The organism is uncultured Sphingomonas sp. (genome assembly GCF_964021865.1).
In the GTDB taxonomy this organism is placed as follows: Bacteria; Pseudomonadota; Alphaproteobacteria; order Sphingomonadales; family Sphingomonadaceae; genus Sphingomonas.
The window spans coordinates 14,023-35,828 of sequence record NZ_CAXIAM010000035.1 but is presented as its reverse complement, the minus strand read 5'-3'; the positions used below and the strand labels follow the sequence as shown (position 1 = coordinate 35,828).

Sequence of the window (21,806 nt, the reverse complement as noted above, 5' to 3'; positions counted from 1 at the left end):
AGGAAATCGCCGGGATGCAGCTCGAGCTGTACGTCCTGCGGTTCGAAAAGGAGCGGATGACGCTCCGTGTCCCCACCAACAAGGCCGAATCGGTCGGCATGCGCAAGCTGTCGTCGGACAAGACGATGCGCGAGGCGATGGAGACGCTCAAGGGCAAGCCCAAGGTGAAGCGCACGATGTGGTCGCGCCGCGCGCAGGAATATGAGGCGAAGATCAATTCGGGCGACCTCGCGTCGATCGCCGAAGTGGTCCGCGACCTGTTCCGCGCCGACGACCAGCCCGAGCAGAGCTATTCCGAACGGCAGATCTTCGAGGGCGCGTGCAGCCGCCTCGCGCGCGAACTCGCCGCGATGGAGCAGATCGACGAGCCGGCCGCGCAGGAGAAGATCCTCGACATCCTCCGCAAGGCCGCGGCAATCTACAACAAGGACAAGGTGCCCGCCTGAGGCGGCACCACCCTGTTGCGTGCGGAAGGGGCGGCCGGCGACGGTCGCCTCTTTTCGTTTGTGCGCCCCTCCAACGTGTATTACCATTGCAATACACGGATGGGAGATGGACGATGCGATCGATGGTTCTCGCGACACTGCTTCCGCTGGTCGCATGCGGCAACAATGCCAACATCGAAGGGGCCGAGGTGCCCGCGCGCGGCTCGGGCATGAGCCGCAGCTATGATGTCCGCGACTTCACCGCCGTCAAGCTCGCGGGCAGCGACGATGTCGACGTGCGCGTCGGCGGTGGCTTCTCGGTCCGCGCCGAGGGCGACCCGCAAATCCTCGACAAGATCACGGTGACCCGCGACGGTGACCGCCTGACGATCTCGCGCCGACGCTCATGGACATGGCAGCGCGGCAATGCCCGCGTCTACGTCACCATGCCACGGCTGACCGCTGCCTCGCTCGACGGCTCGGGCAATCTCACCATCGACCAGGTGCGCGGCGGCAGTTTCGACGCCCGACTCGCCGGATCGGGCAACTTGCGGATCGGGCAGGTCGCTACCGACTCGCTGGGGCTGTCGCTGGCTGGATCGGGCAACATCGCCACCGCGGGTCAGACCGGGCAATTCGCGCTCAACCTCGCCGGGTCCGGCAACGTCGATGCGGCGAGGCTGGTCGCACGCCAGGCGGCGATCAAGTCCGCCGGCTCCGGCGACATCCGCGCCACCGTCCGCGGCCCGGCCACGGTTTCGCTGGCTGGCTCGGGCGATGTCGATCTCGGCGGCGGCGCGCGCTGCACCGTCCGCAAGGCCGGGTCCGGCACGGTGCGGTGCGGAGCCTGATCGCGCTCGCCGCGCTGCTCGCCACCCCGGCCGAGGCCGCCGAGCGGCGCTGGCCGGTCGGCAGCATCGAACGCCTGCGGATCGAGGCGCCGGTGACGGTGCGCGTCGTGACCGGGGGCGGCAACGGTGTGCGCGGCACCGCAGCCGATCGCGCGACGCTCGACGCACTCGACCTGCGCGCCGACGGCACCACGCTGACGATCCGCGCCCCTCGCGGCAGCACCGCGCCCGCCGAGATCGTCGTCGCCACCCCGCGGCTCGACACCATCGCGCTGTTCGCGCCTGCGACGGTGCACATCGATACGCTGCGCGGCGCGCGCGCAACGGTGTCGATTGCGGGTGCCGGCAGCGTTGCCGTGGCGCGCGTCGATGCCGAGCGGTTCGACGCAACGCTGGTCGGCGAGGGAGCGATCACCGCCGCCGGACGCGCGACCGAGGCGCGGCTCGCCGGCAACGGACCCGGCACGATCGACACCGCCGCGCTGTCCGCCGAGCGCACCGTCGTTCAGGCAGCCGGCGACCTGATCGTCCGCGCCGCCGCACGCAGCACCGCCACGATCATCGCCGGCCCCGACGCGCAGGTGACGATCGCAGGTCACCCAAACTGCACGATCCGCGCAGCGACACCCGCTAACGTTCGCTGCTAGGATAAGACGATCGTCAGTCTCCGTCCGGTCCCAAGGATGGATCGACGTCGCGCGGCCGGATGAAGCGGGTCAGTCGCCCGCTCCCCGCCGTCACGGCGGCCCAATCATCGGTATCGAACGTCATTTCGGCCAGCGTGGCGGTCGGATATTTTTCCTCCGCCGCCGCGCGCAGCACGCCGTCCCCCCCGGGCACCAGAAGCAACGTCAGCTCCTCCAGCCCCGGATTGTGCCCGATCAGCAGCAGCGCATCCGACGCAGCATCGCACTCATGCACCACGTCGAGCAACGTCGTCGGCGCGGCGAGGTACAGCCGCCGGTCCCATACCGGCGTCAATGCTCGCCCCAGCCCGCGCTCGAACTCGACGACGGTTTCATCGACACGGATCGCCGGCGAGGCGACGACCGCGTCGAACGCCAGCCCCAACTCACGGACATGCCGCCCCATCGTCGCCGCCGCGCGCCGCCCGCGCGTGTTGAGCGGGCGGTCGAAATCGCGCGCCACCGGATCGTCCCAGCCCGATTTGGCATGGCGCAACAGCGTCAGCGTCTTCACGGGCGTCGGTCTCCGTCAGGCGTCGAGGGGCGCGTCATGCCCCATGTTAACCCCGCTGGAAAGCCGCCGCCGCACTCTTTCGACCGCTTCGTCGAGCGGCACGCGCGTCACCGTCACGCCCGGCGGAAACGCGTCGAGCAATCGCGACGGCATCGCGGCGGACAGCAGCACGAACAGTCCAGCGTCGCTGCCACGCCGGATCAATCGCCCGAACGCCTGCGCCAGGCGCGCGCGCACGATCCGGTCGTCATAGGCGCTGCCCCCGCCGACCAGCCGCCGCGCGGCGTGGAGCACGGTCGGTTTGGGCCACGGCACACCCTCCATCACGACCAGCCGCAGCGAATGACCGGGCACGTCGACGCCATCGCGCAGCGCATCGGTGCCGAACAGACTGGCGTGCGGATCGTCGCGGAAAATGTCGACCAAGGTGCCGGTATCGACCGGATCGACATGCTGCGCATGGAGCGGCAGCCCGGCGCGCGCCAGCCGGTCGGCGACCCGCGCATGGACCGCGCGCAGCCGCCGGATCGCGGTGAACAGCCCGAGCGCGCCGCCTTCGCTCGCCTCGACCAGCCGCGCATACGCATTGGCGAGCGCGGGAATGTCGCCGCGCTTCACGTCGGTGACGATCACCACCTCGGCGCGCGCCGCATAATCGAACGGCGAGTCCACCTGGAAGCGTCCCGCCGCGCGCGGCAGGTGCGGTGCGCCGATCCGCGCCTCGGCGGTGTCCCAGTCGCCGCCCGCGGTCAGCGTCGCCGAGGTGACCAACGCGCCGTGCGCGCTCTTCAGCACCGTCTCCGCGAACGGCAGCGTCGGGTCGAGCCAGCGGCGATGCAGCCCGATGTCATATTCGCGCCCCTCGACACGGTCGACCGCCAGCCAGTCGACGAAGCGCGGGTCCGCCGGCCCCCCGACGCGCGCGAGCAGCGCCAGCCACGATGCGACCGTCTCCGCGCGCCAGCCGAGCGAGGCGATCGCCCCCTCCACCCGCGCACGCGCTTGCCCATCGAGCCAGTCCGGCCCCTCCGCGAGCACCGCCTCCAGCCTTTTGCCCAGCGCCACCATCGGGCGCACCAGCGCATCGAGCGCCTGCGCGGCGGGCGCGGCGGCCTCGATCAACTCGGGCGAGGGCTCGGCGAGTTCGGTCTCCAGCCCATAGCCGGCATCTGCGCCGCGCTCCTCGGCGCGCGCATAGGCGAGGCCGCGCACCGCGCCCAGCAACGCCTCGATCGCGCCGAACGGCTGCCCCTCGGCCACCCGCGACAGCCAGCCGTCGGACGCCAGCGCCTGCGCCGCGCCGACGATATCGGTCACCGCGCGCCCGCCCTGCTCGTCATAGCTCGCGACGTCCGACAACCGCGCCTGCAACCCGCGCCGCCGCCCGCGCGACGTCCCCTCCGGGCCGACGATCCAGCGCCGCAGCTCGATCGTCTCCGCGCCGGTCAGCGCAGTGCCGAACATCGCATCGGCGGCGTCGAACAGATGATGCCCTTCGTCGAAGACATAGCGTGTCGGCCGCGTCGCCAGCTCGCGCCCGCGCGCGGCATTGACCATCACTAGCGCATGGTTGGCGATCACCAGATCCGCTTCCGCCGAGGCGCGGGCCGCGCGCTCGATGAAACACTTCCGGTAATGCGGGCAGCCGGCGTAGACGCATTCGCCACGCCGGTCGGTCAACGCCGCCGTACCGTTGCGGCGGAACAGCGCCACTAGCCAGCCGGGCAGATCGCCACCGATCATGTCGCCGTCGTCGGTATAGGCTGCCCAGCGGGCGACCAGATGCGCGAGGATCGCCGCACGCCCCGCGAACCCGCCCTGCAAGGCATCCTCCAGGTTGAGCAGGCACAGGTAATTCTCGCGCCCCTTGCGCGTCACCACCTTCGCCTTGCGCAGCGCACGGTCGGGATACAGCCGCCGCGTTTCATGCCCCAGCTGGCGTTGCAACGCCTTGGTATAGGTCGACACCCACACCGCGCCGCCAGCCTGTTCGGCCCACAGGCTGGCGGGGGCGAGATAGCCGAGCGTCTTGCCGATCCCCGTCCCCGCCTCCGCGAGCATCAAATTCGGTGCCTCACGCGTGACGCGCGGCGCGAAGGCGGCGCTGGCGGCGGCGGCATAGGCGCGCTGCCCGGCGCGCGGTTCTGCCCCCGCCCCGGTCAGCCGGTCGAGCCGGTCGAGCACCCCGAGCTCCTCCAGCGTCACGCTGCGCGGAGCCGGGCGTGGCGCGACCTCCTCCCATTCGGGCAATCGCGCGAACAGCCAGCGTTCGTTCTGCTGCGGCTTGGCAATTTGCGGCGCGACGACCGGCGCCCACGCCCAGCGCGCGCGCGTCAGCGACTGTGCCGCGGTCCACGCGCCTTCACGCTCGGGCCAGTCGCCCGCGGTCACCGCCAGCATCCGCGTCGCCGCCTCGCGCAGGAACACCGCGATCTCATCATCGCGCGTCGGGGCGGTCATGCCGCACGCGTCCGCGACGCCCTTGGGGGTCGGTACCATGAAGCGTGCCGGATAGAGGAAGGCGAATAACTCGAGCAGATCGAGCCCCGACAGCTCGGCATAGCCGAGCCGCTGTCCGATCAGCGGCGCGTTGAGCAGGATCACCGGCGTATCCGCCGCCAGCCGGATCGCCTCGCCGCGCGACAGCGCCCGCGTCTCCTCGCCATCCGCCATCCAGATACCGGAATGGCTCGCATGGAGCGCGGGATGCGGGAGCCGGATCACGGGTTATCACATGGCGCTGCCGGAACGAAAGAGCAACCGCCCGTACCGACCAACCCTGCATCCGTTCGCACTGAGTTTGTCGAAGTGCGTGCCCCGCCGCGTTCCGGTTTGGTCACGTGCTTCGACAAGCTCGCAAGAACGGTGCAAGGGTACCTAGCCCAAAAAACCGCTTATTGCACTTGCTTCGCAACTGCGAGGCGATAAAGGGTGGATTTGCGCGCGCCCCTGTGCTTTAGGCTGACGCGATTTTTATCGCTGCACCTGGGAGAGCCCCGTGAACATCCACGAATATCAGGCCAAGGAACTGCTCGCGAAATTTGGCGTCCCCGTGCCCGCGGGCTTCGCCGCGATGAGCGTGGATGAGGCGGTCGAAGTCTCGAAGAAGCTTCCCGGGCCGCTCTACGTCGTAAAGGCGCAGATCCACGCCGGCGGCCGCGGCAAGGGCAAGTTCAAGGAGCTTGCCCAAGGCAGCAAGGGCGGCGTTCGCCTCGCCAAGACCGAGGACGAGGTCCGCCACGCCGCGACTGAGATGCTCGGCAACACGCTGGTGACGATCCAGACCGGCGAGGCTGGCAAGCAGGTCAATCGCCTGTACGTGACCGACGGCGTCGACATTGCGAAGGAATTCTACCTCGCCTTGCTCGTCAACCGTGCCACCGGCCGCATCTCGTTCGTCGCCTCGACCGAGGGCGGGATGGACATCGAAACCGTCGCGCATGACACGCCCGAGAAGATCCACTCGATTGACGTCGATCCGGCGACCGGCTTCCAGCCGCACCACGGCCGCGCTGTCGCGGGCGCGCTCGAACTGACTGGCGATCTCGCCAAGCAGGCGGCGAACGTCGCGGCCAAGCTGTACGACGCGTTCCTCGGCACCGACGCCGAGCAGATCGAGATCAACCCGCTCGCGGTCACCGAGGACGGCAAACTGATGGTGCTCGACGCCAAGGTCGGCTTCGACGGCAACGCGATGTTCCGCCACAAGGATCTCGCCGAGCTGCGCGACGAAACCGAGGAAGACGCCGCCGAGCTGGAAGCGTCGAAGTACGACCTGGCCTACATCAAGCTGGACGGCGACATCGGCTGCATGGTCAACGGCGCCGGGCTCGCGATGGCGACGATGGACATCATCAAGCTGAACGGCATGTTCCCGGCCAACTTCCTCGACGTCGGCGGCGGCGCGAGCAAGGAGAAGGTCACCGCGGCGTTCAAGATCATTCTTGCCGATCCGGCGGTAAAGGGGATCCTCGTCAACATTTTCGGCGGGATCATGAAGTGCGACATCATCGCCGAGGGCATCGTCGCCGCGGCGAAGGAAGTGAACCTTTCGGTGCCGCTGGTCGTGCGGCTCGAGGGCACGAACGTCGACAAGGGCAAGGAAATCCTGTCGAATTCGGGTCTTGCGATCGTCCCCGCCAACGATCTGGGCGACGCCGCGCAGAAGATCGTCGCCGAGGTGAAGAAGGTCGCCTGACGCGCGCCGCGGTCACCGCGGATCGTTGCTGAGACTCGCGGGGGCGAGGCCGGGATGCCGGCCTCGCCCTTCGCACATCCGGCGCAGCGCCGCGGTCCGCATATCGCCATGGACATCTACGCGGCCTGACGCTTTATCGCCTTATGACATTGGATGCCGGCCGTCCGCGACCCGGCCGCATCCGGCCGCTCACTTGATGTTTACGTAAACGTCAGGTAGCAGCCCGGACAGATTGAGGAGGGTTAGCGCAATGAAGGTGTTGGTGCCGGTCAAGCGCGTGCTTGACTATAATGTGAAGCCCCGCGTGAAGGCGGACGGCTCGGGCGTCGATCTCGCGAACGTCAAGATGAGCATGAATCCCTTCGACGAGATCGCGGTCGAGGAAGCGATCCGCCTGAAGGAAAAGGGCGCGGTCACCGAGATCGTCGTCGTCTCGATCGGCGAGCCCAAGGCGCAGGACACGCTGCGCACCGCACTGGCGATGGGCGCCGACCGGGCGATCCTCGTCACCTCGGAGACGAAGGTCGAGCCGCTGGGCGTCGCCAAGCTGCTCGCGAAGATCGTCGCGGAGGAACAGCCAAGCCTCGTGATCCTCGGCAAGCAGGCGATCGACGACGACAACAACCAGACCGGCCAGATGCTCGCCGGACTGCTCGGCTGGGGCCAGGGCACGTTCGCGTCGAAGGTCGAGCTGGCCGCCGACAGCGTCACCGTCACCCGCGAGGTCGATGGTGGGCTGGAGACGGACACGTTCAAACTGCCCGCGATCGTCACCACCGACCTGCGCCTCAACGAGCCGCGCTACGCCTCGCTGCCCAACATCATGAAGGCCAAGTCGAAGCCGCTCGCGACGAAGACCGCCGCCGATCTCGGCGTCGACGTGACGCCGCGGCTGACCGTCGTCAACGTCGCCGAGCCCGCCAAGCGCATGGCAGGCGTCAAGGTCGCCGATGTCGACGAGCTGGTGAACCGGCTCAAGTCGATGGGCATCGCGAAGTAATTCAGGGGTGGGAGGCATGGCGCACCATCCCTCCCGCCGTTCGTGCTGAGCCTGTCGAAGCACGGGTTCCGGGACACGCCCTTCGACAGGCTCAGGGCGAACGGATCAAGCGGGGCACGGCCCCGGAGAGGTAGATCATGAAGACTCTGGTTTGGGTCGAACACGATGGATCGACCGTCAAGGACGCCACGCTCTCCGCGGTCACCGCCGCGGCGAAGCTGGGTGAAGTGCATCTGCTGGTCGCCGGCCAAGGCGTCGCCGCGGTCGCCGAGGCGGCGGCGAAGATCGCAGGCGTCGGCAAGGTGCATGTCGCCGACGACGCAGCCTATGCGCACGCGCTCGCCGAGAATGTCGCGCCGATGGTCGTCGAGCTGATGGGGCATCACGACGCGTTCGTCGCGCCGGCCACCACCACCGGCAAGGCGGTCGCCCCGCGCGTCGCCGCGCTGCTCGACGTCATGCAGATCAGCGATATCCTGTCGGTGGAGGGCGAGGACACGTTCACGCGCCCGATCTACGCCGGCAATGCGATCGCCACCGTCAAGACGTCGGACGCCAAGAAGGTCCTCACCGTTCGCGGCACTGCGTTCGAGAAGGCCGCTGCCGAGGGTGGATCGGGCACCATCGAAGCGGTCGCCGCGACCGGCGACACGGGACTGTCGACCTTCGTCAACCAGGAGATCGCGGCCTCGACGCGCCCGGAGCTGACCAGCGCGAAGGTGATCGTTTCGGGCGGCCGCGCGCTCGGTTCGGGCGAGAAGTTCCACGAGTTGATCGAGCCGCTCGCCGACAAGCTCGGCGCGGGCGTCGGCGCCAGCCGCGCTGCGGTCGACGCGGGCTATGTGCCGAACGACTATCAGGTCGGGCAGACCGGCAAGATCGTCGCGCCGGAAGTCTATGTCGCGGTCGGCATTTCGGGCGCGATCCAGCACCTTGCCGGCATGAAGGACTCCAAGACGATCATCGCGATCAACAAGGACGAGGACGCGCCGATCTTCCAGGTCGCCGATCTTGGGCTGGTGGGCGATCTGTTCAAGATCGTGCCGGAGCTGACGGAGAAGCTCTGACGGCGGAAGGCGGGCAAGCTGCCCGCTGGTGCAGCAAGCGAAGCAGCGCTGCATCCGCCGACACGGCCGGCGGCGCCAAAGCGCCGTTCGACGACGCGGGATTCACTCCCGCGTCGTGGCCCCACCCGGTGCCGTCATTGCGAGCGCAGCGAAGCAATCCAGTGCCGGACCCGAACGCCCCGGATTGCTTCGATACACTCGCAACGACGGTGAGGTCGCAACCCCGACACAACGATTGCCGCGATCGTCGCGCACTGCGGCACCCATGCCTGCGTGGCCAGCGCCGGCGATGTCTGGTGCTATGCCGCCCCGATCCTCCACGCCTCCGCCGCCACACAGGGAAACCGCTGCCGCCGCGTGTTGCAGGTCGACTGTGCCGCAACCGCGCTCCCCGAACCGCTCGCATGGCTCGGCATCTGACGGCGTTGCGATCGCGCGCGCGCATCCGTACATCCGCGCGATGCGTCGCCTTCTCCCGCTACTCGCCTTTCTCACCGTCGCCGTTCCGGCTGCGGCACAGCGCGCCGACCGCGCCACGCCGGGCTGGGTTCGGGTCCGGCTGGAGACCGCCGACGGCCCGATCGTCCTCGCGCTCGATCAGCGTCACGCGCCGCTCACCACCGCCAATTTCCTGCGTTATGTCGACGACGGCCGATTCGACGGCGTCAGCTTCTACCGCACGGCGCGCAGCAGGAAGCTGCCCGGCACCGGCTTCATCCAGTCGGGCATCCGCACCGACGCGCGCCGCTTCCTCGACATGATCCCGCACGAATCGACGAAGAAGACCGGCATCCGCCATCTCGACATGACGATCTCGATGGCGCGCAAGGGACCGCCCGGCTCGGCGAACGGCAATTTCTTCATCACGGTCGGTCCCGCCGCCTACATGGACTGGAGCCCGCGCGATCCCGGCTATGCCGCGTTCGGGCGCGTGGTGGCGGGGCAGAAGACGGTCAGGCGTATCCTGGCCGAGCCGACCGGTCAGCAGATGAACGGCACGCTGATGCTGCGCCCGGTCGAGGTGGTGCGCGCGGTGCGGCTCGACGGCACGCCGAAGCCGACCGGTCGCCCGCGCCCGTGGCTACTCGAACACCGCCGCGACGGCTGACGCGCGTGGACGCCCCGACGCTCGACCCGAGCTGGCGCGATGCGCTCGCCACGCCGCTCGCCAGCGAGACGATGGCTGCGCTCACCCGCTTCCTCGCCGCCGAGGAACAGGCCGGCACGACGATCTTCCCGCCCGCCGCCGACCGCTTGCGCGCGCTCGAACTCACCGCGCTGCCTGACGTGCGTGTGGTGATCCTCGGGCAGGACCCGTATCACGGCGCTGGGCAGGCGCATGGCCTGTGCTTCTCGGTCCGCCCCGGCGTGAAGCCGCCGCCCAGCCTCGCCAACATCTATCGCGAGCTGGCCACCGACTGCGGTATCACGCCGCCGACCCACGGCTTCCTCGAACATTGGGCGCGGCAAGGCGTGCTGCTGCTCAACACCGTGCTGACGGTCGCAGAGGGTCGCGCCGCCGCGCATCGCGGGCGCGGTTGGGAGCAACTGACCGACGCGATCATCCGCACCGTCGCCGAACAAGCCGCGCCGACCGTGTTCATGCTATGGGGCAGCCACGCCCAGGCCAAGGCCCCGCTCGTCGCGGCCAGCGGTGGCGACCGCCACCTGATCCTCACCGCCCCGCACCCCTCGCCGCTGTCGGCGTACAAGGGCTGGTTCGGCTCGGGCCATTTCAGCAAGGCCAACGCCTTTCTGGACGCGCACGGCCGCGGCACGATCGACTGGAGCGTCCCGCCGCTGGCATTATCGTGAACCCTGCGCGATCCGCGCGGTGCCGAGTACGAAGACCATGAACACGATCTGCGCGATCACGCCCGGTGCCGCCAGCAAGGCGCGCGACAGCGGCGGATCGTAGCGGGCGAGGATCCACAGGTTGTGGATGACGTCGACCACGATGATCGCCATCGTCGCCGGCACGCCGGCGCGCGGGCGGCGCCACAGCAGCAGCACCGCCGCCGGATCGACAAACGCCAGCGACGTCCAGAAGATCGCGCTCAGCACCGGCAGGCCGTCATAGTCCCATAGCAGCCCGTGCCGGACGATGATCGCCCAATGGTTGTACGTCGCCCCCAACAGACACAGCGCGTAGATGGCGCGCAGGATCGGTCCCGATCGCCCGCGGCGGCGTGCCTGCTCCGTCACCTCTACCCCCCGCGCGGTTCCTTCGACCGCGTCCCTCTGCCCGCAGTTGCCGTCCGCTGCCAACCCGGTTGCCCCACCCGCGCCGATCCCGTAGCGCGTTCGCCATGAAGCGCCTCGCCATCTATTGCGGCTCCGCCACGCCGTCCGATCCCTTCTACCTCGATCTGGCGCGTGAGGTCGGGCACACGCTTGCCACGCGCGGCATCGGCGTCGTTTATGGCGGCGGGCGGCTCGGGTTGATGGGCGCGATCGCCGACGCGGCGCTGGCGGCGGGTGGCGAGGTGATCGGCGTCATCCCGCAGGCGCTGGTCGATGCCGAGGTCGCGCATCGTGGCCTCACCGAACTCCACGTCGTGACGGGCATGCACCAGCGCAAGCAGATGTTCACTGATCTCGCCGAAGGCTTCGTCACCCTGCCCGGCGGCACCGGCACGATGGACGAATTGTGGGAAGCGCTCAGCTGGGCGCAGCTCGGCTATCACGCCGATCCGGTCGGGCTGCTGAACGCCGGCGGCTATTATGACGCGATCGTCGCCTTCTGGGAGAAGATGGGCGAGGTCGGCTTCCTGCGCGCGCAGCATCGCGAGCTGTTGATCGTCGACGAAACGCTCGGCGGGCTGCTCGACCGGATGGCCGCGCACGTCCCGACGCAGCCGATCGTGCGCATGGCCGCCTCCGACCTGTGAGCGATCCGCGCGCGGCACTGGTCGAAACCGCGCGTGTATCGATCGCGCGCGGGTCGAAGAGCTTCGCCGCCGCCTCGAAACTGTTCGCACCGGTGGTGCGCGAGCGTGCGTGGCTGCTCTACGCCTGGTGCCGCGCCTGCGACGATCTGGTCGACGGGCAGGATCATGGCCATGATCGCACGATCGTCACCGACGCGCGCACGCGGGTCGCGCGGGTGCGAGCGCTCAGCGACGCCGCGCTCGACGGCGCGGCGACCGGCGATCCGGCGTTCGACGCGCTCGGCGTCGTTGCGCGCGAAACGGGGCTGCCGCGCCGCTTCGTCCATGACGTGATCGACGGTTTCCAGCTCGATGCCGAGGACTGGCGCCCGCGCAGCGAGGACGATCTCTATCGCTATTGCTACCATGTCGCCGGCGCGGTCGGGTTGCTGATGGCGGTGGTGATGGGGGTATCGCCCGACGACGACGCGACGCTCGACCGCGCCTGCGACCTGGGGCTTGCGTTCCAGCTGGCGAACATCGCGCGCGATATCGAGGAGGATGCGCGCGTCGACCGCTGCTATCTGCCGGTCGACTGGCTGGTCGAAATGGACATGCCGCCCGGCGAGCATATGAAGCCGCCGTATCGCGAGCGGCTGGCGGTGCTGGCGAAGCGGCTGGCGACGCGGGCGCAGCTTCATGAGGATAGCGCCGCGATCGGCACCAAGGCGCTGTCGTTCCGCTCGGCCTGGGCGGTGCTGGCGGCGGCGGGGATCTACGGCGACATCGCGCGCGAAGTCGCGGCGCGCGGCCCGCGCGCGTGGGACCACCGGGTAACGACCTCGAAGGGCGCGAAGCTGGCGTGGATCGCGCGCGCCGGGCTCAAGGCCGCGCGGCGTCGGTCGCTCCCCGATACGCCGCGCGATCCGCGCCTGTGGACCCGCCCCCGCTAACCGCCCGTCATTCCCGCGCAGGCGGGAACCCAGACGCGCAGGTCCATCGGTAGAGACGCAACGTCAGAGGTTCCGGATTCCCGCCTGCGCGGGAATGACGGAACCGGGTGACGAACTCACACCCGATCCAGATACGCCTGATGCGCCGGTAACCCGCGCACCGCATCGGCGACGTTCGCCGCCATCTGCCCCAGGGTCTGCTGCAACCGCCCCTCGGGCATCATCCGCGCCACGCGATTGTGCGCGCGCGGCGTCAGCTTCTGCCCGAGCATCACCTGCACCCACGACGTAATCGTGAACAGCTCGTCGCTCGCCTGGAACGCCTGCGCGCCCTCGCGGAACAGCGCGATCCGCGTCGCCAGCGAGTCGGGCAGCGGCATATCACGCATCCGCTGCCAGAACGGCTCGTCACGCTGGTTGAGCGTATAGTGCAGGATGATGAAGTCGCGCACGCCCTCGATCTCGCGCCGCGCCATGTCGTTGAACCGCGCTGCCGCCGCTTCGCTGACGCCATCGAACGGGAACAGCTGCAACAGCCGCGTCAGCGCGATCATGATGAGGTGGATGCTGGTCGATTCCAGCGGCTCGACGAACCCGCCCGCCAGGCTCAGCCCGACGCAATTGCGCTCCCATGCCTTCGCCCGCCGCCCGGTGCGGAAGCGGATCACGCGCGGCTCGATCAGCGTTTCGCCGGTCACGCTCCCCAGCAACCGCGCCCGCGCCTCGTCGTCGCTCAGATAGTCGCTGGCATAGACGATCCCGTTCCCCAGCCGGTGCTGGAGCGGGATCCGCCATTGCCACCCCGCGTCATGCGCGATCGCGCGGGTATAGGGCACCGCCGGGCCGGTCGCCGTCGTCTGCACCGCGATCGCGCGGTCGGTCGGCAGCCACTCGGCCCAGTCCTCGTAACCGACGTCCAGCGTCTCGCCGAGCAGCAGCGCGCGAAAGCCCGTGCAATCGAGGAACAGGTCGCCCGCGATCCGCGTGCCGTCCTCCATCACCAGCGCCGCGATGTCGCCGCGTTCGCCGTCGCGCTCGACCCGCGCGATCTTGCCTTCGACGCGGGTCAGCCCGTCCGCCTCGCAGCGCTCGCGCAGATAGCGGGCATAACGCGCGGCATCGAAGTGATAGGCGTAGTTGAGCCCCGCCTCCGCGCCGCCCGCGAACTTCTCGGCGCGCGCCGCTTCGTGCTCAACGCAATAGCGGCCGATCTCCTCGGCGCTGCCTTGCGCGCGCGCCTCCAGCCAGAAATGGTGGAAGTCCGCCATCCACGTCGACTGTCCGATCGACCCGAACGAATGCAGATAGCGCTCGTCGGGGCGCGACCAGCCCTCGAACGAAATCCCCAGCTTGAAGCTGGCGCCGGTCGCGCGGACGAAGTCGCGCTCGTCCACCCCGATCAACTGGTGGAAGGCGCGCACCGTCGGGATCGTCGACTCGCCGACCCCGACCGTCCCGATCTCCTCCGACTCGATCAGCGTCACCGCGACCATCGCGCCGAGCTGCTTGGTCAGCATCGCCGCCGCCAGCCATCCGGCGGTGCCGCCGCCCGCGATCACCACCCGCCGCACGCCCGTCATCGGTTCAGCTTCCTCAACAAATCGCCGCGCAACCGCCGTGCGCGCGCCTCGTCCAGCGGCGCGAGCGCGCCCTGCGCCGGCTCGGGCAGATGCGCCGCCGCGCGCGCTGCATCCTCGAACACGTAATAATCGAACAACGTGCGCCACGCCCGCTTCTCCGCCGCCGGGCGGTCGCGCAGGCTGAGCAGCGCGTGGAGCAGCGTGTTCATCGGCGTGTCCATGAACGCCGCCGCGTCGTTCCACCAATAGTTCACCAGCACGTTGAACGGCGCCAGTGCCTCGACATGATGCCACCACAAGGCCGGATAGACGACCGCATCGCCCGCCTCCAGCTCGGCGACCTGCGCCACCGCGCGCGCGTCGGCAAAGCCGGGGAAGCGGCCGAGATCGGGCGCGCGGAAGTCGACCAGCGACACCACCTGCCCGCCCGGCGTCGGCTCGAGCGGCCCCGGATAGAGGTTCGCGACCTGATCGGGCGGAAACAGCGTGAAGCGCCGCCGTCCGACCGCGCAGACCGCGATGTTGTTCGACATGTCGTAATGCGCCTGCGCGGTCGTGCGCGTGCCGATCCAGATGCTGCGCAGCACGCGCGCGAACCCGGCCCGCTCGAGCGGGTTTTCCGCGACCAGCCCCGGAAAGAACCGCTCCAGATCGGTCGACCCAATGTAGAAGGACGGCGCGCCTTTTTCGTCCAGCGCCCCCAGCATCCGCGCCATATAATCGTCGAGCGCGACACGCTCGGCATCGAAGTCGAGCCGGGTCAGCGTATCGTCGTAGAAATAGCGACCGCCGTGCGCCGCCGCCGCGGTGTACCCGACCCCCGGCTGGCCATTGTAGAAGCCCCGCAGATAGTCGACCGCCGCCGCCGGCCCTTCGCGCCCCGCGGCAACCAGCGGCCAGTCGGCCGCCAGCCCGCGCACCACCACCGGCACACCCGTCGCGACCAGCGCCGCCAGATCGCGCGCCGCGGGATCGTCGGCTGCGATCTCTGGCACGCGCCGCTCGGTGATCGCCGTGGTCACGCCCCCTCCTTGATCGTCTTCAGTTCGACCAGCCGCTCGATATTGCCGAGCGACGCGGCCGCCATCGTCGCCGCCCGCAGCAAGCCGTTGGCGTGCAGCCGCTCCAGCGTCGCCCCCGACAGCGCGGCGAGCGCCGCCTGATCGATCGTCAACACGTCGCTCACCTCATAGCCGCCCGCATCGCCCAGATCGATCCGCAGCGTCACGCCGCGCAGCAACCCCGCCGCCTCCCAATCGGCGTGGATCGCCCGCTCGCTCTGCGCCCCCTCCGCCAGCAGCGTCAGCGCGGCGCGGACATGCTCCAGATACGGCGATCCGCCGCCATGATCGCGGAACAGCGGCAGGCCGTCCGCCACCCCGACGCGCGGATCGTCGCGATCCACCTGCACGACCGGCTCGCCATCGTCACCGCGCGCCAGTGCGAACGGCCCGCGCCGCTGGATCGCCGGGACGAAGCGCGTCGTCCAGCGATCCCCGTCGAGGAACAGATTCTCGCCGCGGTCGAGCCCCAGCAGCACATAGGCACGGATGCCCCCGTCCGCGCCGCGCCGGAAGACGATCGGCAGCTCGCGCTGCGCCTCCTCGAACTCGATCGGCATGACCGGCAGCAGATTGGCGTGGTCGCCGAACGCCGCCCCGGCGCGCACCGCAACGCGCAGCTCGGCGTGGTCGACATTGTCGAGAGTCGTGAAGGTCATGCCGCCCTTGTCCCAAACGCAAAGGGCCACCGCAAGCGATGGCCCTCCACATTCCGCGCCTTCGCGACCGATCAGAACTTGTAGCGCGCACCCAGCAGGAAACGCGGCTTCAATTCCTGCGCGAACACCAGGTTGCGCTCGGTACGGCCATAGGTCTTCACGCTCTCGCTGGTCAGGTTGATCCCTTCCAGCGTGACCGCGATCTGATCGTTGACGTCGTAGCTGATGTTGACGTCCAGCGTGCCGAACGGCGCCACGAATAGCGGGTTGCGATTGCCGCCCTGGTTGGTCGCCGCCAGATACTTGTCGCGCCAGTTGTACGCGATCCGGGCGGAGATGCCGTTCTTCTCGTAGATGCCCGTCGCATTGGCGCTGTTGCCCAGACCGGTGAGCGCGAAGATGTTCACGGTCGGGTCGGCGTAAGGATCGACGTTCACGTCGCCGCTCACCTTCGTGAACGACCCCGCGAACCCGAAGCCGGTGTTGCCGAAGAAGTTGGTCCACGCCAGCTCGAAGCCGTGGATCTTGCCCTCGCGGTTGTTGATCGGCTGCGAGACCGAGAAGTTGAACAGCGGATCGTTGGCATCCGACGAAATGTCCACCTGCGACAGGATCTGGTCGACGAACGTCTGCTGCAACCCGCGACCGGCAACATAATTGGCATTGAACTGCGCGTTCGCCGCGGCCTGATTGCCCCCGTTCTGCACCAGCAGCGCGGTATAGGTGAACAGGTTGACGTCGCTCAGATCGTAGTTGTTGGTTCGCAGGAACGCCGCCGCGGTGCCCGACCGCGAACCCGCCGCGCCGGAGCTGGGATCGCGCAACCCGAACAGGTTCTGGTTGACGATGCCGGTGCCCAGGAAGTTGGCGACGCGCTTGTCGAAGAAGCCGATCGAGACGAAGCTGGACGGCTTGTAATACCATTCCAGCGACACGTCGAAGTTATCCGACAGTAGCGGCAGCAGGTTGGCGTTGCCGGTGCTGCCCGTCGGAATGCCACCCAGCGCGGTCGGACGACCCGGCGCCCCCGCCGAGGCGGTCGCGAACAGATTGCCATAGTCCGGGCGGGCCAGCGTGCGGCTGAACGAGACGCGTGCCTTCACATTGGTGATCGGCTCGATGCTGAAGTCGACCGATGGCAACAGGTTCTCGTAGCTGCCGCGCTGGCGGATCGCGGTGAACACGCCGCTGGCATCGCCGCGGAAGTCGTTGTCGGCGGTCCAGACGATGTTGTTGAACGTCTGCACCGCGTCCGAGACGACGCGGGTCTGCTCGTACCGCGCACCGATCACCAGGTTCGCGGGCCGGTTCGCGACTTCGCCGTTCCAGGTGAACTGGCCGAACACCGACCAGATCTTCTCCTGCACCGTGTCGTCGGCCGGGGCCGACGGTGCCGGCGGCTGGCCGCGCTGCGTGTAATAGGGGCTCAGCACGTTGTAGAGATCGATCGCATTGCCGCGGAACGCGATCAGCGACGAGCCCTCGGACGCCGGGTTGAAATGGTCGAACTTGCAGGTCAGGCAATATTGGCTGACCAGCTCGGGCGCGAGCTGCTGGATGATGCCCGGGTTCTGCAGGCCCCAGTCGCCCAGCGTCTGCTGCGTCTGCGTCTGCGTCGAATGCATCTTCGAGTCGGTGTACGAACCGCCGACGTCGAAGCGGCTGCCGCCGCCCAGATCCCAGCCCAGCCGCGCCTGGATCTGGTCGATCCGCTGCGTCTGGCGCGAGATGATCGTGCGCGCCGGCGCGGCGCCCAGATCACCGATGTCGAGCACGCCGTTGCAATTGCCCTTCGGCGTGTCGGTCGGCTGCGCGCGATAGCAGTCGTTGATGACCTGCGCCTGCTGCGGGAAGCCGGTGCTGAAGTCGAGCGAATGGCCCTGGATCACCGGCGCGCCGAGCGCGACGGTGGTCGCGGTGGTGCCGTTGGGGTTGTCCGGCGACGAGGTCGACACCGAATGGTGGCCGTCGACGGTCAACGTCAGGTTCGATGCGAATTCCCACTTGGCGTTCAGCCCGACCGACGCGAGCCGCGCCTTGGTCGCGGCCTGCTGCTGCTCGAAGCCTTCGTCCTTCGGGCTGGTCGGCAGGTAATCGCGCAGGAAGATCGCGGTCGCCATGTTGGGGTTGTCGTCGAAGCGGACTTCGCTGAACGGGCGGTTGAACCAGTTCGTCTGCTCGCTGCGCTGCTCACGCAGACGATTCTGCGCGAACAGGCTGTCGACCGTGAATTCCAGATTGTCGGTCGGCTTGAACTGCAACACGCCCTGGAAGTTGATGCGCTCGCGGCGGTTTTCCGAGAACTGATAGCGGCTGTCGTTCGGAACGAGCACATAGGGCGCGGCCGGACGGGTGCCGTCGATCACCGTCTGCGAATTGATGAACGTCCCCGGGTTGAAGAAATCCGCGGTCGGGATGACGTTCCAATAGTTCGGATTCGACTGGGCCGACGCCGAGTAGCGGAGCTGGTAGCTGCCGAACACCGCCGCACCGAACGTGCCTTCTTCGTTACGGTAATTCAGCAGGCCGGAGACTTCCGGGGTCACGCGATGCTTGGTGTCCTCGGACTTCTCGACCGAGGTGTCGTACAGGGCTTTCACGCCGATCGATCCCGTCACGCCGGTTTCGCGCGAATTGAGCGGCTTGCGCGTGTCGATGTTGATCGTCGCGCCGATGCCGCCGGTCGGTACCGAGGCGCGGCCGGTCTTGTAGACCTCAAGCCCGCTGACGCCTTCCGACGCGATATTCTGGAAGTCGAACGATCGGCCCGCGCCGCGCGCGAACAGGTTGCCGCCGCTGGTGTCGATGTTCGTGGCGGGCAGCTGACGGCCGTTGATCGTGACGAGGTTGAACCCGCCCGAGAAGCCGCGCACCGCGACCTGCGAGCCTTCGCCGTTCACACGGTTGATCGACACGCCGGTGATGCGCTGCAGCGACTCGGCGAGGTTCGTGTCGGGGAACTTGCCGATGTCTTCGGCGCTGATCGCATCGACGACGCCCGGCGAGTCGCGCTTGATCGCGATCGCGCGATCAAGGCTGGCGCGCACGCCCGTGACGATGATGTCGTCGGCGCCCGGCGCCGGATCCTGACCGACCGGCGTGGCGTCCGCCGGCTGTGCGTTGGTCGGGCTTTCGGTCGTGCTCTGGCCGCTGGTCTGCGCCATCGCGACACCCGGCACCGCTGCCGCCACCGCCAACGCCCACACCGACGACGAACGCGCGAGCGCGCCCATGACATGGCTTCCCTTCATCATCCCCTCCTCCGTGACGGCGGCGCGCCGCCTTGTTCATGTTTGCGACATGATTGACGTTATCGCTATCAGGGCGCCCTGCGCTGTCAATCTGGGGATAGTCGTAAAGACCTGACTAGGGCCGTTTTGGCGCAAAGCACGCGATTACTGTGGCGAATTAGCAACAGCGCATTTCACGTGTAACTGCTGGTTTCATAAGCATCGAAAACAGCATGCAGAATCATTATACGATCATATAAATGAGAGGAGTGGGATTTGGCGGGAAAATCACGGCTGTTGCTGCATTGCACCACGGCGGCCGCCATGCTGGCGTTCATTGCGTCCGCTACCACGGCGCAGGTCTGGCGCAGCGATCGCGGCGATGGCACCTATGCCAATCCGCCGCTCAACGCCGACTATCCCGATCCTGACATCATCCGGGTTGGTGCGGACTTCTATTTTGCCAGCACCACCTTCGCCAATGCGCCCGGCATCACGCTTCTCCACTCGCGCGATCTGGTGAACTGGAACATCGTCTCGCACCTGATCCCGCGGCTCGATGGCTCGCCTACCTTTGATCTGGCAGCGGGCGGATCGTACCGACACGGCTTCTATGCCCCCAGCCTCCGCTACCGGGACGGCGTTTTTTATGTCGCGGTCACGCCGGTCGGCCAGCATACCCGCATCTATCGCGCCACCGATCCGCGCGGTCCGTGGACCCACGTGACGCTCGACCGCGCCGCGTTCGACCCCGCGCTGTTCTTCGACGACGACGGCGCGGTCTATCTCGCGACTTCGATCGGCAGCGACGGGACCATCACGCTCCACACGCTCGATCACGATCTGACGCGGATCACTGCGTCGCGCGTCATCTATTACAACAAGGGCGCGGAGGGGTCGAAGCTCCTCAAGCGCAACGGTTACTACTATCTCTTCAACGCCATTCCCGGCAAACTCGCGCTCACCGTCTCCCGCTCACGTGCGCTCGACGGCCCGTGGGAAACCCGCCCGCAGATCGACGACACCACCGGCGGCCACCAGGGCGCGCTGGTCGATCTGCCCGGCGGCGGCTGGTACGGCTTCGTGATGCGCGATTCCGGCGCGATCGGGCGGGTGACCAACATCAGCCCGCTGTTCTGGCGCGACGATTGGCCGGTCTGGGGCACGCCCGACGCCCCCGGCCGCGTCCCCGATGTCGCGCGCAAGCCGATCGCCGGGCAGCCCTTCGCTGAACCGCCGTCGAGCGACGATTTCACCCCCCGCGCGCTAGGCCGCCAATGGCAGTGGAACCACAACCCGCTCGACCGCCTCTGGTCGCTTACCGAACGCCCCGGCTGGCTCCGCCTCCATGCCGCGCCCGGCAGCCAGTTCTGGTGGGCCCGCAACACGCTCGTCCAGAAAGGGCAGGCGCCGCGTGCGCGGGGCGAGGTGCTGATCGACACGCGCGGGCTGAAACGCGGCGATGTCTGCGGTTTTGGCACCCTCGGCAAGTACAGCGCGCAACTGGCGGTCCGCGGAGGCACCTATTTTCTGACCATGCGTGTCACCGAGGACCGCAAGGACGGGCCGCACGTCGACATCCGTGTCCCCGCACACCGTTTCCACGGCACCCGCCTGTGGCTGCGCACCGACATGGACGTACCCGCCAAGACCGCGACGCTCTCCTACAGCAACGACGGCCGCCGCTTCACGCCCCTCGGCGGCACGGTGCCGCTGATGTTCGACTGGCAGACCGGCACCTTCCAGGGCGTCCAGTTCGCACTGTCCTGCTACAATCCCGCCGGCAGCGGCGGCTGGCTGGACGTCGACAAATTCACGTTGTCCAAGTTCTAAGCCGTGGAAAGTGCCCGCGATTTCAATGGTCGTGGTGGTCATGTCCCGCGACGTTGCGCAATGCTTCCAGCACCTCGTCGGCGCGCGCCGGGTCGCCGATCGCCAGCACATGCCCGGCGCTGTCGGCGGTCAGCGGATCGCCGTTCCAGTCGCACATCCGCCCGCCCGCGCCCTCGACGATCGGCGCCAGCGCCGCGAAGTCGTACAGCTTGAGCCCGGATTCGCAGACAATATCCAGGAACCCGCTCGCCAGCAGCCCGTAATTATAACAGTCGCCGCCATAGACCGGCCCCTGCCGCGGCGCGCCGCCGCTCGCCGCGGTGACCAGCGCCATGAAGTGCGGGACGTCGGAATCCTCGAAGAGATGCGGGCTGGTCGTGGCGACGATCGCGCCCTCCAGCGCCGCAAACGCCCGCGTCCGCACCGGCGCGTCGTTGAGCAACGTCGGTCGCCCGGTCACGCCCGTCCAGCGCTCGCGCTGTACCGGCTGGTCGATGATCCCCAGCACCGGCCAGCCATCCTCGACCAGCGCGATCAGCGTCCCGAAGATCGCGCGCCCGGCGGTGAAGCTGCGGGTGCCGTCGATCGGGTCGAGCACCCATTGCCGCCCGGTCACGCCGTCCTTCACGCCATGTTCCTCGCCGACCACGCCGTCGCCGGGGCATCCGGCGTCGAGCAGCCGCCGCATCGCCTCCTCCGCCTCGCGATCGGCGCGCGTCACCGGCGAGCGATCTTCCTTCAGCTCCAGCCCGGCCGGCTGGCGGAAATAGGGACGGATCACCGCGCCGGCGGCGTCGGCAAGGCGATGGGCGAGCGCGATATCGGCGGGACGTACAGGCATGACCCCTGCCTATCGCGCCCGCCGCCGATGCGCTAGAA

At 68.4% G+C, this 21,806-nt stretch carries 20 protein-coding genes; 12 read left to right on the top strand and 8 right to left on the bottom strand.

What is annotated here, in order from left to right; translation table 11 throughout:
- The 3 genes from AADI75_RS10575 to AADI75_RS10565 form a co-directional block, all read left to right on the top strand.
- Positions 1-446, top strand: a 446-nt coding sequence (locus AADI75_RS10575; protein WP_341208991.1) for a CarD family transcriptional regulator, incomplete at its 5' end; no start/stop codon positions are given.
- Between the two features lie 113 nt (positions 447-559).
- Positions 560-1,276 (top strand): head GIN domain-containing protein, encoded by a 717-nt coding sequence (locus tag AADI75_RS10570; protein ID WP_341208990.1) that lies wholly within the window; start codon positions 560-562, stop codon positions 1,274-1,276.
- Positions 1,264-1,923: a DUF2807 domain-containing protein gene (locus tag AADI75_RS10565; RefSeq protein WP_341208989.1), complete on the top strand. Its 660-nt coding sequence runs from the start codon at positions 1,264-1,266 to the stop codon at positions 1,921-1,923. The genes AADI75_RS10570 and AADI75_RS10565 overlap by 13 nt, the downstream gene beginning before the upstream one ends.
- Positions 1,924-1,936: 13 nt before the next feature.
- On the opposite strand, the gene AADI75_RS10560 is transcribed toward AADI75_RS10565, so the two are convergent.
- Positions 1,937-2,476 (bottom strand): histidine phosphatase family protein, encoded by a 540-nt coding sequence (locus tag AADI75_RS10560; protein WP_341208988.1) that lies wholly within the window; start codon positions 2,474-2,476, stop codon positions 1,937-1,939.
- Positions 2,477-2,491: 15 nt separating this feature from the next.
- Positions 2,492-5,149 (bottom strand): ATP-dependent DNA helicase, encoded by a 2,658-nt coding sequence (locus AADI75_RS10555; protein ID WP_341208994.1) that lies wholly within the window; start codon positions 5,147-5,149, stop codon positions 2,492-2,494.
- A gap of 325 nt (positions 5,150-5,474) precedes the next feature.
- On the opposite strand from AADI75_RS10555, the gene sucC reads away from it, so the two are divergent.
- The 6 genes from sucC (at position 5,475) to ung (ending at position 10,556) form a co-directional block, all read left to right on the top strand.
- Positions 5,475-6,674 carry an ADP-forming succinate--CoA ligase subunit beta gene (sucC, locus tag AADI75_RS10550; protein ID WP_341208987.1) on the top strand — a complete coding sequence of 400 codons (1,200 nt, stop codon included), beginning with the start codon at positions 5,475-5,477 and terminating at the stop codon, positions 6,672-6,674.
- A gap of 250 nt (positions 6,675-6,924) precedes the next feature.
- Positions 6,925-7,674 (top strand): electron transfer flavoprotein subunit beta/FixA family protein, encoded by a 750-nt coding sequence (locus tag AADI75_RS10545; protein ID WP_341208986.1) that lies wholly within the window; start codon positions 6,925-6,927, stop codon positions 7,672-7,674.
- 137 nt (positions 7,675-7,811) lie between these two features.
- On the top strand, positions 7,812-8,741 hold the full coding sequence (locus AADI75_RS10540) for an electron transfer flavoprotein subunit alpha/FixB family protein (RefSeq protein WP_341208985.1): 930 nt from the start codon (positions 7,812-7,814) through the stop codon (positions 8,739-8,741).
- 273 nt (positions 8,742-9,014) lie between these two features.
- Positions 9,015-9,161, top strand: coding sequence for a hypothetical protein (locus AADI75_RS10535; RefSeq protein WP_341208984.1), 147 nt, complete (start codon positions 9,015-9,017; stop codon positions 9,159-9,161).
- 40 nt (positions 9,162-9,201) lie between these two features.
- Positions 9,202-9,849: a peptidylprolyl isomerase gene (locus tag AADI75_RS10530; RefSeq protein WP_341208983.1), complete on the top strand. Its 648-nt coding sequence runs from the start codon at positions 9,202-9,204 to the stop codon at positions 9,847-9,849.
- 71 nt (positions 9,850-9,920) lie between these two features.
- The gene (gene ung / locus AADI75_RS10525) at positions 9,921-10,556 is read left to right on the top strand and encodes a uracil-DNA glycosylase (RefSeq protein WP_341208993.1); all 636 of its coding nucleotides are present in this window, start codon (positions 9,921-9,923) and stop codon (positions 10,554-10,556) included.
- Here ung and AADI75_RS10520 read toward each other — a convergent pair.
- Positions 10,548-10,946, bottom strand: a complete 399-nt coding sequence (locus AADI75_RS10520; RefSeq protein ID WP_341208982.1) for a hypothetical protein — start codon at positions 10,944-10,946, stop codon at positions 10,548-10,550. The genes ung and AADI75_RS10520 overlap by 9 nt on opposite strands.
- A 104-nt stretch (positions 10,947-11,050) precedes the next feature.
- Here AADI75_RS10520 and AADI75_RS10515 point away from each other — a divergent pair, with 104 nt between their 5' ends.
- Both AADI75_RS10515 and AADI75_RS10510 read left to right on the top strand, forming a co-directional pair.
- Positions 11,051-11,632 (top strand): TIGR00730 family Rossman fold protein, encoded by a 582-nt coding sequence (locus AADI75_RS10515; RefSeq protein WP_341208981.1) that lies wholly within the window; start codon positions 11,051-11,053, stop codon positions 11,630-11,632.
- Positions 11,629-12,564 carry a phytoene/squalene synthase family protein gene (locus AADI75_RS10510; protein WP_341208980.1) on the top strand — a complete coding sequence of 312 codons (936 nt, stop codon included), beginning with the start codon at positions 11,629-11,631 and terminating at the stop codon, positions 12,562-12,564. Before AADI75_RS10515 ends, AADI75_RS10510 begins: the two co-directional genes overlap by 4 nt.
- A 116-nt stretch (positions 12,565-12,680) precedes the next feature.
- Here the strand turns inward: AADI75_RS10510 and AADI75_RS10505 are convergent, their stop codons facing one another.
- The 4 genes from AADI75_RS10505 to AADI75_RS10490 all read right to left on the bottom strand — a co-directional run bounded on the left by AADI75_RS10505 (position 12,681) and on the right by AADI75_RS10490 (position 19,115).
- Positions 12,681-14,144, bottom strand: a complete 1,464-nt coding sequence (locus tag AADI75_RS10505; protein ID WP_341208979.1) for a tryptophan halogenase family protein — start codon at positions 14,142-14,144, stop codon at positions 12,681-12,683.
- Positions 14,141-15,166 (bottom strand): cupin-like domain-containing protein, encoded by a 1,026-nt coding sequence (locus AADI75_RS10500; RefSeq protein ID WP_341208978.1) that lies wholly within the window; start codon positions 15,164-15,166, stop codon positions 14,141-14,143. Before AADI75_RS10500 ends, AADI75_RS10505 begins: the two co-directional genes overlap by 4 nt.
- Positions 15,163-15,864 carry a SapC family protein gene (locus tag AADI75_RS10495; RefSeq protein ID WP_341208977.1) on the bottom strand — a complete coding sequence of 234 codons (702 nt, stop codon included), beginning with the start codon at positions 15,862-15,864 and terminating at the stop codon, positions 15,163-15,165. Before AADI75_RS10495 ends, AADI75_RS10500 begins: the two co-directional genes overlap by 4 nt.
- Positions 15,865-15,935: 71 nt before the next feature.
- Complete coding sequence (locus AADI75_RS10490; protein ID WP_341208976.1) at positions 15,936-19,115, bottom strand: TonB-dependent receptor; 3,180 nt, start codon at positions 19,113-19,115, stop codon at positions 15,936-15,938.
- A gap of 303 nt (positions 19,116-19,418) precedes the next feature.
- Here AADI75_RS10490 and AADI75_RS10485 point away from each other — a divergent pair, with 303 nt between their 5' ends.
- Positions 19,419-20,927, top strand: a complete 1,509-nt coding sequence (locus AADI75_RS10485) for a glycoside hydrolase 43 family protein (RefSeq protein ID WP_341208975.1) — start codon at positions 19,419-19,421, stop codon at positions 20,925-20,927.
- A 22-nt stretch (positions 20,928-20,949) separates the two neighbouring features.
- On the opposite strand, the gene AADI75_RS10480 is transcribed toward AADI75_RS10485, so the two are convergent.
- Entirely contained in the window at positions 20,950-21,768 is an 819-nt protein-coding gene (locus AADI75_RS10480) for an inositol monophosphatase family protein (RefSeq protein WP_341208974.1), read from the bottom strand.
- Positions 21,769-21,806: the final 38 nt, after the last annotated feature.

Coding starts and splice junctions, on each gene's coding strand:
- AADI75_RS10570 (WP_341208990.1), top strand. CDS start 560: ATGCGATCGATGGTTCTCGCGACACTGCTTCCGCTGGTCGCATGCGGC.
- AADI75_RS10555 (WP_341208994.1), bottom strand. CDS start 5,149: ATGGCGGATGGCGAGGAGACGCGGGCGCTGTCGCGCGGCGAGGCGATC.
- AADI75_RS10545 (WP_341208986.1), top strand. CDS start 6,925: ATGAAGGTGTTGGTGCCGGTCAAGCGCGTGCTTGACTATAATGTGAAG.
- AADI75_RS10540 (WP_341208985.1), top strand. CDS start 7,812: ATGAAGACTCTGGTTTGGGTCGAACACGATGGATCGACCGTCAAGGAC.
- AADI75_RS10530 (WP_341208983.1), top strand. CDS start 9,202: ATGCGTCGCCTTCTCCCGCTACTCGCCTTTCTCACCGTCGCCGTTCCG.
- ung (WP_341208993.1), top strand. CDS start 9,921: ATGGCTGCGCTCACCCGCTTCCTCGCCGCCGAGGAACAGGCCGGCACG.
- AADI75_RS10515 (WP_341208981.1), top strand. CDS start 11,051: ATGAAGCGCCTCGCCATCTATTGCGGCTCCGCCACGCCGTCCGATCCC.
- AADI75_RS10505 (WP_341208979.1), bottom strand. CDS start 14,144: ATGACGGGCGTGCGGCGGGTGGTGATCGCGGGCGGCGGCACCGCCGGA.
- AADI75_RS10495 (WP_341208977.1), bottom strand. CDS start 15,864: ATGACCTTCACGACTCTCGACAATGTCGACCACGCCGAGCTGCGCGTT.
- AADI75_RS10490 (WP_341208976.1), bottom strand. CDS start 19,115: ATGAAGGGAAGCCATGTCATGGGCGCGCTCGCGCGTTCGTCGTCGGTG.
- AADI75_RS10485 (WP_341208975.1), top strand. CDS start 19,419: ATGCTGGCGTTCATTGCGTCCGCTACCACGGCGCAGGTCTGGCGCAGC.
- AADI75_RS10480 (WP_341208974.1), bottom strand. CDS start 21,768: ATGCCTGTACGTCCCGCCGATATCGCGCTCGCCCATCGCCTTGCCGAC.